Source organism: Streptomyces sp. WAC03905 (assembly GCF_057371075.1).
Genome location: NZ_JBXYDZ010000003.1, coordinates 7,291,143 through 7,306,665 on the forward strand (window position 1 = coordinate 7,291,143; position 15,523 = coordinate 7,306,665).

Below are 15,523 nucleotides of genomic sequence, written 5' to 3' on the forward strand. Positions count from 1 at the left end.
CCGCCGGGCCCGTCCGTCCCCGCTGGACCGGATGCCGGGGCAGCGACCGGCCGCGCCGGACGGGGGAGGGGCACGAACGGCCCAAGAGGGGAGCGCGTGCCGGGGCCGTACTCCGCTGTCGCGCCTATCGTGGGAGGAACCCTCACGACCGGGACGTCGGCACACGGACAGGTGGATCGTGAACGGATCCGGGATCGACTACCGGGCGGTGTTCCTGGCGCTGCCGGGTGCCGCCGCGCTGCTGACCCCTGGTCTGGTCTACCTGGACGTGAACGCCGCGTACCTGTCCGTGGCCGGTCGTACCCGCGACGAGCTCATCGGGCGCCACATCTTCGAGGCCTTCCCCGACAACCCCAACGACCCGGACGCTTCGGGCACGCGCAACACGCGTGCCTCACTGGAGCGGGTCGTGGCCACCGGGGAGCGCGACGCGATGGCCCTGCAGCGCTACGACGTGGAGGACCCCGAACGCCCGGGCGTGTGGCAGGAACGCTACTGGAGCCCGGTCAACGTGCCGGTCCTCGCGGCCGACGGCAGCGTGGCGCTGGTGCTGCACCGGGTGGAGGAGGTCACCGAGCTGATCCGGGCCCGCGGCGCCCGCCCGGGCGAGGGGGCCACCCAAGTCCTGGAGTCGGAGCTCTACACCCGCGCCAAAGAGCTCCAGGAACTCAACGAGCGACTGCGCCAGGCCCACGCGCGCGAACGGGAGGTGGCGCTCCACCTCCAGGAGTCGATGCTCCCGGAGCCGAGCCCGCTCGCACACCACCAGGCGGCCGTGCGCTACCGCCCCGCGGCCGCGGCCCTGAACGTGTGCGGGGACTGGTACGACCTCGTCGACGCCCCGGGCTGCACCGCCGTCGCCGTGGGGGACGTCGTCGGTCACGGGCTCGGCGCGGCCGGCGTCATGGGACAGCTGCGCAGCGCCCTCTCGGCCGCCTCGCTCGTCGCCGAGGGGCCCGCGCAGGCCCTGGAGGTCCTCGGCCTCTACGCCCGCTCCGTCGCCGGGGCCGAGTCCACCACCGCCGTCTCGGTCTTCATCGACTGGAGCAGCCGTACCCTCACCTACAGCAGCGCGGGCCACCTCCCGCCCGCACTGTGCGACCCCGACGGCACCGTCGTCTTCCTGGACCGGGCCACCGACCCGCCGCTCGGGGCCCGCCCCGAACACGCGCCGCGCCCCCAGGCCCGTACCCCCTTCACCGACGGCTCCGTCCTCGTCCTCTACACCGACGGGCTCGTCGAGCGCCGTCGCGAGGACATCGACACGGGCCTGGGCCGCCTCGCCGACGCCCTCGCCCGGCACCGCGCCGACGGACCCGCCGCGCTCGCCGACGCCCTCCTGGGGGAGCTGGTGCCAGCGGTCGGGGTCACCGACGACACCGTTCTGGTCGTCCTGCGCCTGGAAGGGCAGGACGACACGCCCACTGGATTGCATGAACATGCGTGAGGCTGCATACTCTTCCTATGTCTAAGGTCCTCACCTCCCTTCCCGCCGGCGAGCGCGTCGGCATCGCCTTCTCCGGCGGACTCGACACCTCCGTCGCGGTCGCGTGGATGCGCGACAAGGGTGCCGTCCCGTGCACCTACACCGCCGACATCGGCCAGTACGACGAGCCCGACATCGCGTCGGTGCCCGCCCGCGCCTCGGCGTACGGCGCGGAGATCGCCCGCCTGGTCGACTGCCGCGCCGCGCTGGTCGAGGAGGGGCTGGCCGCGCTCACCTGCGGTGCCTTCCACATCCGCTCCGGGGGCCGGGCCTACTTCAACACGACGCCGCTCGGCCGCGCCGTCACCGGCACCCTGCTGGTCCGCGCGATGCTGGAGGACGACGTCCAGATCTGGGGCGACGGCTCGACCTTCAAGGGCAACGACATCGAGCGGTTCTACCGCTACGGCCTGCTGGCCAACCCGCACCTGCGCATCTACAAGCCCTGGCTCGACGCCGACTTCGTCACCGAGCTCGGCGGCCGCAAGGAGATGTCGGAGTGGCTGCTCGCCCACGGCCTCCCCTACCGCGACAGCACCGAGAAGGCCTACTCCACCGACGCCAACATCTGGGGCGCCACCCACGAGGCGAAGACCCTGGAGCACCTCGACACCGGGGTCGAGACCGTCGAGCCGATCATGGGAGTGCGGTTCTGGGACCCCTCCGTGGAGATCGCCGCCGAGGACGTGACCATCGGCTTCGACCAGGGCCGCCCGGTGACGATCAACGGCAAGGAGTTCGCCTCCGCCGTCGACCTGGTGATGGAGGCGAACGCCATCGGCGGCCGCCACGGCCTGGGCATGTCCGACCAGATCGAGAACCGGATCATCGAGGCCAAGAGCCGCGGCATCTACGAGGCCCCCGGCATGGCGCTGCTGCACGCGGCCTACGAGCGGCTCGTCAACGCGATCCACAACGAGGACACGCTCGCGCAGTACCACAACGAGGGCCGGCGGCTCGGCCGCCTCATGTACGAGGGCCGGTGGCTGGACCCGCAGGCGCTGATGATCCGCGAGTCCCTCCAGCGGTGGGTCGGCGCGGCGGTGACCGGCGAGGTCACGCTGCGGCTGCGGCGCGGCGAGGACTACTCGGTCATGGACACCACGGGCCCGGCATTCAGCTACCACCCGGACAAGCTGTCCATGGAGCGCACCGAGGACTCGGCCTTCGGTCCGGTGGACCGCATCGGCCAGCTCACCATGCGCAACCTCGACATCGCCGACTCGCGCGCCAAGCTGGAGCAGTACGCCGCCCTCGGCATCGTCGGCAACACGCACGAGACGCTCATCGGTGCGGCCCAGGCCGCCTCGACGGGCCTGATCGGCGCGATGCCGGAAGGCGGCGCCGAGGTCATCGCCTCCCGCGGCCGCGCCGAGGGGGACGACGAGATGCTCGACCGCGCCGCGATGGAGTTCGGCACCGACTGACGTACACGGCCCCGGCCCCGGACGGCGCGTCCCGCACCCGGGCCGCGCCGCCCTTCCGGGTGGCCGTACGGACGCCCCGCGGGTCACCTGCTGCGACATCGCCCGGCTGCGGGGGCCGGCCTGCCGGGAGACGTCAGCGGTCGCCGAGTTCCGAGGGCGCCTCCTGGACCACCCAGCCGTTGCCGTCGGGGTCGGTGAAGGTGAGGAAGGAGTTCCACGTACCGCCCTTGCCCTCCTCCCAGCCCAACGCGCCGACGTGGCGGACGGGGGAGACGTCCACCCCGCGCCCGGCGAGGGCCGCGTGGGCCGCATCGATGTCGGTCACGCAGATCTGCAGCCCGTGCAGGGTGCCCGGGGCCATCACCTTCGCGCCGGGCGGCGTGGGCATGCCCTGGAGCAGGGCGACGGAGCAGCGGGAACCGGGCGGCGTCAGCTGGATGACGCGTACGCCGGGGGCGACCTCGTCGTCGAGGTCGACGTCGAAACCGATCTTCCCGGAGTAGAACTCCTTCGCGCGGTCCAGATCGGTCACGGGGACGGGGACGACTTCGATGGTCCAGTTCACGGGGTGTCTCCTCGGCGACCTCGGTGGGCCGCGGGTCGGCGCCGGTGGCGGGTCCAAGGTCGCCGATGCCGCCGGGCCGTGCACGCCGAAACGCCCACGCGGGCCTGACAGGGTTGTCCCGGGAACCGTTGTTCGAGGGCCCGGTGCCCCGATCGGCCCGCGCCGCGAGCACGGCGAACACGTCCCCCGGCGCCGGCGGACGCCATCGAATCCGGGCTCCCCGACCCGGAAGACGGCCGGCTCCGACGGAGTGTTGCCTCGGCCTGCAACAGGCCCGACCGGCGCCGCCGCTCCACAACGCCGGCCGGCCATGCAACCCTGAGCACGGACCGGAACCACGGCTGTTGCCGGCCTCGCGGGGCAACGATCACGCGCCCGTGGCCACCAAGCCAGCCGCCCCGCTCCGAGACCGGTCACCCCCGTGCGGGGGACCCTGTGTCCGCCGACCGGGCCCGGCTCACGCGCGGCGCGTGCCCGTGACGCCTGCCCGGCTGCTAGGCAGAGATCTCCAGCAGACCGCCACCGCCGGCCCACCGCACATCGGGAGACATCTGTGCCGCCCACCAGCACCCCCACTCACGGTCTGCGCGCCGGATTGTCCGTCGCGGCGCTCACCGCCGCCGCACTCGGCGCGCTCCTCCCACCCGCGCAGGCGGCGGCGGGCGACCCCGGCCGCGAAGGGCGGCTCCAGCGGCAGCTCGAACAGCTCGTCGACCAGGTCGACGGCCCGCCCGGGGCGATCGCGGTGCTCACCCGGGGCGACCGCACACAGGTGTACACCGCCGGCGTGGGGGACCTTGCCACCGGACGGCCGCCGCAGCCCGACGATCACATGCGCATCGCCAGCATCGCGAAGGCGTTCAGCGGAGCCGTCGCGCTCCGGCTCGTCGACCAGGGGGTCCTTTCCCTCGACGACACCATCGGTGGCGTGCTCCCCGCCCAGCCCGCCGCCTGGCACCCGGCGACCCTGCGGCAACTCCTCCAGCACACCAGCGGCCTGCCGGACTACACCAGCGCCCCCGAGTTCCTGCGCATCCTGCAGGCCGACCCCCGCCACGTCTTCGACCCGCGCACGCTCCTCACCTACGTCGCGGGCGAGTCGCTGCTCTTCACCCCGGGCACCCTCTACGAGTACTCCAACTCCGACAACATCGCCGTCGCCCTGATGGCAGAGGCCGCGACCGGCCGCCGCTACGAGGACCTCCTCAAGGAACTCGTGTACCGCCCGCTGGGGCTGCGCCGCACCAGCCTGCCGCTGGGCCACCGCCTCCCGCAGCCGTTCCTGCACGGCTACGACGTCACCCCGCCCGGCGAACCGGAGGACATCAGCGAGGTCCTGAGCGCCTCCGGGGTATGGGCTTCGGGAGGCATCGTCTCCACCCCCAACGACCTGGGCGCCTTCATCCGGGCGTACGCCGGCCCCACCCTGCTGTCGGAGAAGACCCGCAAGGAGCAACTCACCTTCCGCCCCGGGGACTCGTCCGAACCCGCCGGCCCCGGCACCAACGCCGCCGGCCTCGCGATCTACCAGTACACCACCCGCTGCGGCGTGCTGTACGGTCACACCGGCAACTTCCCCGGCTACACGCAGCTCGCCGCCGCGACCCCGGACGGCACGCGTTCCCTCACGTTCTCCATCAACACCCAGACCAACAAGGGCATCAAACCCGCCCTCCTCGCCCGGCTCCGCACGGTCCAGGAGGATTTCGCCTGCGCCCTGCTGAAGAACCGCTGACGCCCGCGCGCAGTCGGCGCTCCCTCCTCCGCAGACCCGCGGCGCCGCCCCAGTCGGGAACTCGCGGACATGCGTGGCCCGACAGCCAGGCCGCAGGCCGGACCCTACGGCCGGCCCGTCCCGTCCGGCACCGGCGTGGCCTGATGGTAGTAGAGCCGGAACTCCCCCGCGGCGTTGCGGCGCCAGATCGACGAACGGCGGGCGTAGCGGCCCCCAATGCGGGTCTCGTAGGTGAGGTGGACGATCCCGGGGGAGAGGACCGCCCCCTCGAAGCGCTCTGCGGTGATCGGGGTGCTGCCCTCGGAGCCGCCGTGGAGCGTGGGCAGGGCAGCGACCATCTCCGCATGCGTCCACCGCCGTCCGGAGGCGCCGACCTCGACGAACTCGGGGTCGAGGAGGGCGTCGGCGAGGGAACCGGAGAGGCGGACGGAGGGGTCGTGGAGGCGGCGCTCGCGGACGATTGCCTCGGTGACGTCCGGATGCTGCGGGAGCGCCTCGGGCGCGTGCCGATCGTTCGGGATCATGGCGACATGATGCCCGGTCGCGGCCGGCGGCCCCTCGGCGGCCGGGCGGCCGTGTTGTACGAACCGGGCGATCGGCCCGTGCCGGATCGGCGGCCCGGAAGAATCCCGGTGCGTCGGTGTGACTATGCGGCCATGTCCTGCTGGGCGCTCGCGCCGGGCAGGACATGTCCGGACCTGTTCTTGACGAGTTCGACGTTCTCGACGAACAACTGGAAGAGCAGCTGACTCGCACCGAGCTCGCGGCCGTTCTTGCCGTTGGCCCCCTGGGCGATGCCCAAGCTGTACGGTTCGTTGTCCTCGGCCTTCACCCCGATGTACCCGCCCAGGGTGCCCTCGTTCGCGTTCGCGTTCTGGTAGCCGCCGCCGTTCGCCTGGCGGATCAGGTCGTTCTTGTAGCCCGGCCCGAGTGCCATGTGCGCCTGGTTGAAGAGAAGTTCGTGGGCGCCGGGCTTCAGGACGAACTTCAGCTGGACCGCGTAGGCATCGCCCTGGAAGTCGTAGTACGCATCGGCCTGACCCTGGTCGCCGAGGTGGGACCCGATCGTCATGCCGGAGTACCCCTTCTGCCTGAAGTCCTTGGCCGTGCCCTCGCCGCCCGCTATGTAGGCCACCATTTCCTGCCGTGCGGCTTCGTCGCCCCAGTAGGTCAGGGCGCTGAAGGCCTCGTCGAAACTCATGGAGCGGTACAGCTCCATCCGCCCGGCGTCCTCCGGCATCTTCGCCAGGCCGGCCAGCAGCTGAGGGCCGACGGTCGCGATGATCTCATCGATCCTGCGCGGAGGCTTGCTGGCCTTGAAGCCCTTCGCGCTCTTCTTGGAAGCGGCGATCTGCGCGGACTTGGCCTTGGCCGCGGAGCTGCTGGATCCGCCCAGTCCTGCCTGTTCCTCCCAGTACTCGACCGTCAGCCGGTCCTGCGGGCTCGCGACGCGCTGCACCGCGTGGTGGGAACCGGACGCGGCCGAGGGGGCCGCGTGGCGCTGGACGTCCGTTGCGGCCCGGTGGCCGGGTGCCATGACCCGGCTGGCGTTCTCCTCCGCCTCCCGTTCGAAGCGGTCGGACGGGTCGGAGACCTTCAGCCCTGCACCGTTGTCGGTGCCCGCGACCGGTCCCTGGCGCTGTTGGATGACGTGGGTGAGTTCGTGGGCGAGGGTGTGCTTGTCGCTGCCGCCGGCGCCTATGACGACATGACTGCCGGAGGTGTAGGCCCGGGCGCCGACCTCGGCGGCGGAGGCCTTCGCGGCACTGTTGTCGTGGATGCGGACGTCGGAGAAGTCCGCACCGAGGCGGGTTTCCATGTCGGCGCGGGTGGCGGCGTCCAGGGGACGCCCGGGGGCGCGCAGGACGTCGTGCACGGCGGACCGCTGCACCGCATGCGGCCCGGGCCCGGGCCGCTGGTGCCCGCAGCCGTCCGAGTGCCGGTGCTGCTCCTGGTCCTGCCCGTGACCGACCTGCCGGAGCATCTGTACGACGGCGGCGTTGCCCACGCTCGCCTGGAGTCCCATCAGCCCCGCGGGCGCCGCTGCTTCCTGCTGCGGGGCCGCGGTACGGCCGGTGGTCCGCAGCACTTGCTCGTCGGTCTTCTGCGTCGGGCGGGGGTGCCTGGGACTCACGCGATTGCCTTCTCGGTACGTCGGGGAAACCGCTTCGCGCGGCTTCCGGTCCACACCCCCAGGGCGGTCACCCGTCATGACCAGGGGTTCTGAAGCATTATCAGCAAGCTTGCCGACGTACAGGCCGTGATCGGTGCCCGGCGCCGACTCTCTGCCCGGACGTACATCGGGCCGTGCAACCGCAGTGCCCGTTCAGGCACGCCCACCAGGTCGCACCGCCCGGAGGGGAGTACGCGGCCTCCACATCGGTCACGTGTCCTCCCGCCCCGGCGCGGCCGCGCCGGCGGCCTGCCGAGTCGTGGTTCGACGGCGGAACCGGGTCGTGGTCAGGACGAGGGCGGCGGCGGCGCCGTAGGCGAGGTCGGTCAGCGTCGACTGGTAGCCGAAGGCCGGGGCGAGGACGTAGACGGCGGCTCCGGCCAGGGGGACCCCGAGCCATTCCCAGCGTCCGTCCAGGGCCACGAGGGCGATGAGGAGCAGGGCGTACCAGGAGTAGCCGGGGGTGAGGAGGAGGAAGGACCATCCGGTGACCAGCAGGGCGCCGCTCCAGGGACGCCGCGGGTCACCGCGGCGCACGACGTGCAGGGACAGGGCCGCGACGATGACGAGCAGGACGGGGAAGGCCCAGCCGTCGGGCAGGACCAGGCGCAGGAGGGAGTAGCGGGACCCGGCCGACGGGTCGTCGTAGCCCTCCTCCTCGACGTAGCCGCCGAGGTAGCCGAAGACCGAGCCGTGCGAGAGGAAGACGTACGGGAGGTAGACGAGGACGACGAAGGCCGCGGCTGGCAGCAGTACGGCGGCCGCGTCGCGGACGCGCCGGACCCCGGACAGAGCGCCGGGAAGGACCACGGCGGGCATCAGCTTGGTGGCGATCGCGGCGCCGATCAGCACCCCGCCCACTGTCTTCGGACCCAGGGCGCGGAAGGCGACGAGGCCGAGTCCGGCGACGGCGAGGAGTACGCCGAGCACGTCGATGTGCGCGTTGTTGACCGCTTCCACGGGAACGGCGGGGCACCAACCCCAGTACGCGGCCTTGCGCAGGTCGTCGCCGCGCCGGCGCAGCACGAGGAGGGCCAGGCCCGTGACGCCGAGCGAGGTCAGGGCGGCGCCGATCTGCAGCGGCTTGTGCCGGGCGCCGGCAGGGGAGAGGCCGTCGACGGCCAGGAAGTACGCCTCGGCGACGGGCGGGTAGATGGTGTGGACGGCGGGCCTGTTGATGCGGGTGCAGCGGGGCATGCCGTCGGCGCGGGGGACCGGCGCGAGGTCGCGGCCCTGGCAGGCCGCGCCGGTGGGGAACAGCCAGGGGTCGCGCAGCCGGGCGAGCGCCGGGTCCTGCGGGGTGTGGTCGTACGGGGAGATGCCGGCGGACTGGACGCGGCCGTCCCAGGCGTAGCGGAAGGAGTCGGTGCTGGTCCGGGGCGGCCCGCACAGCCCCGTCACGGTGACGGCGAGGGCCCCTGCCGCGATCAGCCACGCGGCACGGCGGTGCGGGACACGGCGCAGCGCCAGGAGGGCGACGGTGAAGAGCGCCCAGCAGGCCGCGTACCACCAGAACAGGCCGACAGGGTCACTGAAGTAGCCCCCGAAGCGAACGGTCAGGACGAGGGCCGTGGTGAGGGTGACGAGGGCGAGGGCGGTGAGGGCGGTCGCGGTACGAGCGGGGAGGGCTTTCACCCGGGGAAGCGTGTCAGGCATCCGGCTCCGGTGGACGGCGCCGCTGCCGGTGTCCGTGTTCCGTAAGGTGTTCCGGCGTCCTGCGAGTGCAGCGCCTGGTCGGGGGCGTGACGGAGGGCTGCGTTCCCCCCTGCCTGCCGGGCCGCCCGTGACGTTCAAGGCGCGCCTGCACGAGGCCCGGACCGCGACCGCGATCGGTCGCCGCCGCGTCGCCACGTCAAGGTCCCCCTGGCACCAGCCCTGCCCTCCTTATAGGGTGTAAAGAACGCGTCAAGAAACCCTCCCGCCAGAAGGGCATCGACGCGGGGTGTGCCGGGAAGTCTGGTCGGCGTCACAGGGGCCGCGTGCCCGCAACGTGCCGACGCCCCCGGAGGTTCCCCCGCCATGACCGCCGCCCCGCCGCCCGAGCGCTCGCCGTTCCTCGGACTCCTGCCCTGGCCCGAGCGCCGCGCCATCGCCGAAGCCCTGCGCACCGAGACCATCGGCGGCCTGGTCCTCCTCGCGGCCGCCGTCATCGCCCTGATCTGGGCGAACAGTCCCCTCGGCGACGTCTACCAGCAGATACGCGACTTCCGTTTCGGCATACCCGCCCTCGGCCTGGACCTCTCGGTCGGCCACTGGACCGCCGACGGCCTCCTCGCCGTCTTCTTCCTCGTCGCCGGCATCGAACTCAAACGGGAACTCGTCGTCGGCGAACTGCGCACCCCGGCCACCGCCGCCCTCCCGGTCATCGCCGCCGCCTGCGGCATGGCCGTCCCCGCCGCCCTCTACGCCCTGACCGCAGGACTCGGCGGCGGCAGCCTCGACGGCTGGGCGGTACCCATGGCCACCGACATCGCCTTCGCGCTCGCCGTCCTCGCCGTCATCAGCACCCACCTGCCCGCCGCCCTGCGCGCCTTCCTCCTCACCCTCGCCGTCGTCGACGACCTCGGCGCCATCCTCATCATCGCGGTCTTCTTCACCAGCGACCTCGACTTCTTCGCGCTGGGAGGCGCCTTCGCCGGCCTGGCCCTCTTCCACCTCCTCCAGCGCCTCCGGGTCCGCGGCTGGTGGTGGTACGTCCCGCTCGGGATCACCATCTGGGCCCTGATGTACAACAGCGGCCTCCACGCCACGGTCGCCGGCGTCGCCATGGGCCTGATCCTGCGCACCACCCTCGACCAGGGCGAGAAGGCCTCTCCGGGGGCCCGGGTCTCCCACCTCGTCCACCCCTTCTCCGCCGGTGTGGCCGTCCCCCTCTTCGCCCTGTTCGCCGCCGGTGTCACCCTTTCCGGTGCCGCCGTGGCGGAGGTGTTCACGCGCCCCGAGCCGCTCGGCGTCGTCATGGGCCTCGTCGTCGGCAAGGTCTTCGGCGTGTTCGGCGGCACCTACCTCGCCGCCCGCTTCACCCGCGCCCGCCTCAATCCCGACCTCGCCTGGGCCGACGTGTTCGGACTCTCCGTCCTGGCCGGCATCGGCTTCACCGTCGCCCTCCTCATCGGCGAACTCGCCTTCCCGGGCCAGGACATCACCGAACAGATCAAGGCCGCCGTCCTCATCGGCTCCCTCACCGCCGCCGCCCTCGCCGCCCTCCTCCTGCGCCGCCGCAACACGCTCTACAAGCACCTCTACGAGGAAGAAACCCTGGACGCCGACGCCGACGGCATCCCCGACATCCACCAGCGCACCCCCACCGCGAAGCCCTGACAGTCGGAGGGCGGTCGGCAGCACCCGGCATAGCCGTCGTGGTCGGTTGGCCGGCGTCGATCCCCGGCCTGCTGATCGCCTCCCAGGCCCGGGTCAGTGCTCTCTTGGAGGGACAGCCGCGGGTGGCTCCGAATCCTCTGCGGGTGATGGCGCGACACTCGAGGGGTGCTGAAGAGCCTCCGTGACCGCGTGCTTCCCGATCACCAACGAAGGACGCTGGAGGAGCTGGAGGGGGACCTGGACCTGTCGGCCGGTGACAGCCGCGCGAAGCAGTCGGCGTTCTGGTCGATGCTGCTCCTGTCGTCCGTCATCGCGGCCGGCGGGGTACTGACGGACTCGACGGCCACGGTGATCGGCGCGATGATCATCGCGCCGCTGTCGACGCCGATCATGGGGATCGCCCTCGGCGCCGTGCAGCGCCGACGGACGACGGCGGTCCTCTTCGTGGCCGCCGGCGGGCTGCTGGTCGTCGTACTCGGAGCGCTCTTCTCGCTGGTGCTGCCCGCCTCCTACGACCTGCTGTCGAACAGCCAGATCGCCAGCCGCACCTCGCCCGGCCTGATGGATCTGGTGGCCGCGCTCGCCACCGGATTCGCAGGCGCCCTGGCCCTCTCCCGTCGCGACGTCGCCGCGGTCCTGCCCGGAGTGGCGATCGCCATCTCGCTGGTACCGCCTCTGGTGGTGACCGGCGTCTGCCTCGGGCAGACGGCATGGTGGCTGGCCCTGGGATCCTTCGTCCTGTTCGTGTCCAATCTGCTGGCCATGGTGTTCGCCGGCATGGTGGTTTTCGGCGGCCTGGGCTACGCGACTGCCGGCCGCCGGCGGGAAACGGGCGCCGCGCGCAGGACCTACCTGGCGCTCGTCCTGCTGTTCGGTGCGGTGGGCGTGCTGCTTGCGGCGAACACGGCGGCCACCGTTCTCGTACAGCTGTGGACCACGCGCGCCACGAACAGCGCCGACGAGTGGCTCGCCGCCTCGCCCGGCGCGTCCGTCGTCAGCGTCAGTGCGCGGTCACGGACCCTCTACGTCCAGGTCCGCACGCCGGGTGACCTGCCCCCCGTCGAGGCGCTCCTTGCCGACCTCCAGGGACAGATCCCCGACGGTGTCCCCGTCGTGGTCGTCACCAACGAGGGCCGCCAGGTACAGGCCGGACGCGTCGGAGGCTGACACCGCTCCGCGGCAGACAACGAGGCGATCCCGTGTTCTCGCGGTCCGTGCTGCCGGGGAGCGGCCTCTCTCCGGTGAGGCGAGCGCCGTCGGCCGTCACTGCGGCCGCGGGGGCTCTCCTTCGGCCGGCTGTGACCGCCGGGCGTCCGCGGGGAACAGCAACTTCTCCAGAGGATCCGATCCGAAGAGCATGAGCACGATCAACGCCGGCAGGAGCAGAGCGATCAGGACCACGACGCCTCCCGAAGAAACAGGCGATCACGGGAATCCCGGTGGACAGTCCTGTTCAGACTGCCCCGAACGGGTGACTGGTGCGCGCGGGGCCCGCAGTGGTCTACGCCGTTCGGGTGATCCCCGGCTCGGGTCGCCCGTGGTCGCCGAGAGGCGCGCCACGGTGCACAACCCCGGGTCGGAGATCTCCGCAGTGGGCCGTGCACCGGCGCGGGAGGGCACTACGGGGGTCGGTTGCCCTTCCGGGGGCATACGGGGAAGGAAACGTCAGGGCATCGGGCACCGCTCACAGCGCGATGCCGCGGATGAAGACTCGATTCCAGGAGGCGGGGACATGACGGATCCGCAGGCCGCCGTAGCCGGGACCGGTCAGTCGCCGGCTCCTGACCCCCATCTCACCGACGCTCTGGACGCCATCGGTGCCGGCGCTTACCTCGTCGACGAGCAGGGCCGGATCGTCGCCGTCAACTCCCTCACCGAGCACCTGCTGGACCGGCCCGCAGCGGACTTCATCGGCCAGGACGCTCACGACCTGCTGCACCGAGGACCGCAGGGACAGCTGCTGCCCATCACCCGGTGCAGCATGCGGCAGGCCTTTCACGCCGGCTCCCCGGCACAGGCCGACGAGGAGTACTTCACCCGCGGCGACGGCTCCCTCCTGCGCATCTCCTGGCTGATCGTGCCCTACGCCACCAGTGCGCCCGGAACCGGCACGCTCGTGGTCTTCTACCCTTCTCAGCCCGCTCACGGCACCGGCCCCCGTCCGGATCAGGCCGCCGAGCCACTGAGCGATCTGGAGCGGCTGACGCTGTTGGCCGAGACCACCACGCAGCTGACCTCCACCTTCGACATCGACGAGGCGCTGCGCCGACTGGTGCGCCTGGTCGTGCCCCGGCTGGCGGACTGGGCCGTCATCGACCTGATCACCGAGCGTGACGAGGTGTGGCGCACGGCCGTGGTCCAGGCCGACGGCGACACGCTCGTGCACCACGACAACCTGGAAGGACCGATACCGCCGATCCCCGCGGAATCTCCGATGCCCCTGTCGCGCGCCTTGCGCGGCGTCGCCTCCGCCGTGGCAGGCCCAGAGACGTACCAAGGCCCCCCGGACTCCGGCATCGCAGTGGAGCAGCGCCGCCTGTTCGAAGCCACCGGCATCCACTCCGCGGCCATCGCACCCCTGCGCGGCACCCGCCAGGTCCTGGGAGCCATCACCCTGGGCCGCGCCAAGATGCCGGGCGACTTCACCGTCGCCGATCTACCGCTGATCGACGACATCGCCCGCCGCGCCGGCATCGCCCTGGACAACGCCCGCCTCTACCAGCGTCAGCGCGCGGTCGCCGAGACCATGCAAAAGCACTTGCTGCCGCAGATGCCGGTCGTACCCGGCCTGCAGATGACCGCCCGCTACCTGCCCGCCCCTGACGCCTCGCAGGTCGGCGGCGACTGGTACGACGCCTTCACCCTGCCCGACGGCGCCACCGCGCTGGCTGTCGGCGACGTCGCCGGCCACGACCTGGAGGCTGCGGCCGGCATGGCCCAGCTGCGCAACATGCTCCGCGCCTACGCCTGGTCCCAGCACGAACCTCCCAGCCGGATCGTCGAACGCCTTGACCAGGCGATCATGCCGATCACCGACGTCAGCATGGCCACACTCATCCTCGCCCGGATGACCAGGACGGAAGGCGAACGGTGGCAGCTGTCCTGGACCAACGCCGGTCACCCGCCGCCCCTGCTCATCGACCACACCGGCCTCGCCCACTACCTCACCGAGGGCCACGGCCTCCTGCTCGGCACCGGGATCCGTACACAACGGCCCGACGCCACCACCTCGCTGCCGCCCGGATCCACTCTGGTGCTCTACACCGACGGCCTCATCGAAGCACCCGGCCAAACCCTCGACGAGGGCCTCCACCGACTCAAGCAGCACGCCGCAGCTCTCGCCCACCGCCCCCTGCCGTCCTTCACCGACCAACTCCTGCGCCGCGTCCAGCCGCCCGGTCTCGACGACGTCGCCCTCCTCGCCATTCGCACGCCGCCGCAACCGCGCCCCGGCCGGTGAAGCGGTTCATGCCGGTGCTCCCGTCAGGGTGTGGACGAGGTGGTCGCTGAGGTGCGGCAGCCAGTCGGGCCGGGCGTTGCCGAGCAGGTGGTCCCCGTGCGGGACGGACAAGTAGCTGCCACGCGGAGCCAGACGGGCCAGGTGCTCCCCGTTCGTCACACCGGGGATCACGTCCTGTTCTCCGTCCACGACCAGCAGCGGCGCGGTGATGCCGGGTGCCAGGGCGGCGAGGTCCACCTGGCTCGCGAAGTCGTGGGCGGCGGCTCCGCTCCCGGCGCGCGCGGCCATGATGTCCCGGACAGGCGGAGGCAACTGCTCCCAGTCGAGGCGGAAGGGACCGCTGACGGTGGCGAGGGCAGCCACGCGCGGCTCCAGCGCGGCGGTCCGGGCCGCGAAGTAGCCGCCCAGACTCAGGCCGACGAGCCCGATGCTTGCGACGCCGAGGGCATCGATGATCCGGCCCACGACCCTTTCGTAGTCCGGGACGAGGGCCGTGGTGGCCGCGAGTACACCCTGTCCGGGGCCGTCCACGGCCAACACCGCGAGACCTCTGGCCAGCAGGGCGGACGTCAGGTCGAGGAACTCCTCCTTGGCCGAGTCGAGGCCGGGGACGACGACCACGGTCCCCGGTGCGTCGGCGGGACCGCGTAGCCAGCCGGTGAATCCCTCGCCGCTCACCCGCCGCGCATCGGGTTCGAGCACGGTGAGGGCCCGGCCCAAGGCGTCATCTGCCGCCGCTGCGGCGCGATGTGCCTCCGGGGACGGCGCCAAGGTGGCCAGGTGGAACCACCGTGCAGCCATCAGGAGGTGTTCACCCTCCGAGAGGGCTGATGTCGCATCCTGCGCGCGCCGGAGGTGGTCGTGGCCGGCGCGCACGAGGGACGGCTCCCAGTCGGCGAGGGAACCGAGGCCGTCGGTGACGCGCCGGTACTCGTGGGGGTCCACGCCCGTGCCGGTGGCGCGTGTCCACTGGGCGGCGGCGAACTCCGTTGCGCTCACCGGGCTCCTCCGGCAAGCAGGAGGACGGCCCTGCCGCGTATCCGGCGCTCCCGCAAGTCGACCAGGGTGTCGGCGGTCTCCGCCCAGTCGGTGACGCGGCCGATCTCCGGGGGCCGCCGGCGCTGTTCGACGAGCCGCACGGTCTCGCCCCGGTTCGGCGCGATCGCCTCGACCTTGATCAGGGCCTCATCGGGCTCCGGTACCGGCTGGGGGGCCTCGGTGAAGGCGACCGGCCGTGCCGCCTGCCCCGTGGGAATCAGTCTTCGCATGGGGAGGATGCAACCTCCGCGGCCGCCTGACAGTCCAACAACGAACGAGCAGAGCCGACAACTTTTCGTTGTCACCTATGGTGGGAGC

Annotated in this window: 13 protein-coding genes; 6 read left to right on the forward strand and 7 right to left on the reverse strand. The window is 72.1% G+C overall.

All coding sequences use genetic code 11. From position 1 onward, the window contains the following. The first annotated feature begins 175 nt into the window (after window positions 1-175). Window positions 176-1,447 (forward strand): PP2C family protein-serine/threonine phosphatase, encoded by a 1,272-nt coding sequence (locus AC2RP6_RS35485; protein ID WP_486450563.1) that lies wholly within the window; start codon window positions 176-178, stop codon window positions 1,445-1,447. A gap of 17 nt (window positions 1,448-1,464) precedes the next feature. Further along, complete coding sequence (argG, locus tag AC2RP6_RS35490) at window positions 1,465-2,913, forward strand: argininosuccinate synthase (RefSeq protein WP_486449922.1); 1,449 nt, start codon at window positions 1,465-1,467, stop codon at window positions 2,911-2,913. A gap of 133 nt (window positions 2,914-3,046) precedes the next feature. Here the strand turns inward: argG and AC2RP6_RS35495 are convergent, their stop codons facing one another. Continuing rightward, window positions 3,047-3,478 carry a VOC family protein gene (locus tag AC2RP6_RS35495; protein ID WP_486449923.1) on the reverse strand — a complete coding sequence of 144 codons (432 nt, stop codon included), beginning with the start codon at window positions 3,476-3,478 and terminating at the stop codon, window positions 3,047-3,049. Between the two features lie 553 nt (window positions 3,479-4,031). Between AC2RP6_RS35495 and AC2RP6_RS35500 the strand changes: the two genes are divergently transcribed. Further along, window positions 4,032-5,213, forward strand: a complete 1,182-nt coding sequence (locus tag AC2RP6_RS35500; RefSeq protein WP_486449924.1) for a serine hydrolase domain-containing protein — start codon at window positions 4,032-4,034, stop codon at window positions 5,211-5,213. Window positions 5,214-5,317: 104 nt separating this feature from the next. Here AC2RP6_RS35500 and AC2RP6_RS35505 read toward each other — a convergent pair whose 3' ends face one another. The 3 genes from AC2RP6_RS35505 to AC2RP6_RS35515 all read right to left on the reverse strand — a co-directional run bounded on the left by AC2RP6_RS35505 (window position 5,318) and on the right by AC2RP6_RS35515 (window position 9,021). Beyond that, on the reverse strand, window positions 5,318-5,737 hold the full coding sequence (locus AC2RP6_RS35505; protein WP_486449925.1) for a nuclear transport factor 2 family protein: 420 nt from the start codon (window positions 5,735-5,737) through the stop codon (window positions 5,318-5,320). Between the two features lie 122 nt (window positions 5,738-5,859). Further along, a complete protein-coding gene (locus AC2RP6_RS35510; RefSeq protein ID WP_486449926.1) occupies window positions 5,860-7,347 on the reverse strand; it encodes an eCIS core domain-containing protein in 1,488 nt (495 codons plus the stop codon). Between the two features lie 249 nt (window positions 7,348-7,596). Next, window positions 7,597-9,021, reverse strand: coding sequence for a glycosyltransferase 87 family protein (locus AC2RP6_RS35515; protein ID WP_486449927.1), 1,425 nt, complete (start codon window positions 9,019-9,021; stop codon window positions 7,597-7,599). 384 nt (window positions 9,022-9,405) lie between these two features. On the opposite strand from AC2RP6_RS35515, the gene nhaA reads away from it, so the two are divergent. Both nhaA and AC2RP6_RS35525 read left to right on the forward strand, forming a co-directional pair. Continuing rightward, window positions 9,406-10,707, forward strand: a complete 1,302-nt coding sequence (gene nhaA, locus AC2RP6_RS35520; RefSeq protein WP_486449928.1) for a Na+/H+ antiporter NhaA — start codon at window positions 9,406-9,408, stop codon at window positions 10,705-10,707. A 165-nt stretch (window positions 10,708-10,872) separates the two neighbouring features. Continuing rightward, window positions 10,873-11,874, forward strand: coding sequence for a TIGR00341 family protein (locus tag AC2RP6_RS35525; protein ID WP_486449929.1), 1,002 nt, complete (start codon window positions 10,873-10,875; stop codon window positions 11,872-11,874). A 96-nt stretch (window positions 11,875-11,970) separates the two neighbouring features. Here the strand turns inward: AC2RP6_RS35525 and AC2RP6_RS35530 are convergent, their stop codons facing one another. Continuing rightward, the gene (locus tag AC2RP6_RS35530) at window positions 11,971-12,108 is read right to left on the reverse strand and encodes a hypothetical protein (protein ID WP_486449930.1); all 138 of its coding nucleotides are present in this window, start codon (window positions 12,106-12,108) and stop codon (window positions 11,971-11,973) included. Window positions 12,109-12,439: 331 nt separating this feature from the next. On the opposite strand from AC2RP6_RS35530, the gene AC2RP6_RS35535 reads away from it, so the two are divergent. After that, the gene (locus AC2RP6_RS35535; protein WP_486449931.1) at window positions 12,440-14,167 is read left to right on the forward strand and encodes a PP2C family protein-serine/threonine phosphatase; all 1,728 of its coding nucleotides are present in this window, start codon (window positions 12,440-12,442) and stop codon (window positions 14,165-14,167) included. 6 nt (window positions 14,168-14,173) lie between these two features. Here AC2RP6_RS35535 and AC2RP6_RS35540 read toward each other — a convergent pair whose 3' ends face one another. Together AC2RP6_RS35540 and AC2RP6_RS35545 are read right to left on the reverse strand one after the other, a co-directional pair. Next, window positions 14,174-15,166 carry an alpha/beta hydrolase family protein gene (locus AC2RP6_RS35540; protein ID WP_486449932.1) on the reverse strand — a complete coding sequence of 331 codons (993 nt, stop codon included), beginning with the start codon at window positions 15,164-15,166 and terminating at the stop codon, window positions 14,174-14,176. Next, window positions 15,163-15,435, reverse strand: a complete 273-nt coding sequence (locus AC2RP6_RS35545) for a hypothetical protein (protein WP_486449933.1) — start codon at window positions 15,433-15,435, stop codon at window positions 15,163-15,165. The genes AC2RP6_RS35540 and AC2RP6_RS35545 overlap by 4 nt, the downstream gene beginning before the upstream one ends. Between the last annotated feature and the right edge of the window lie 88 nt (window positions 15,436-15,523).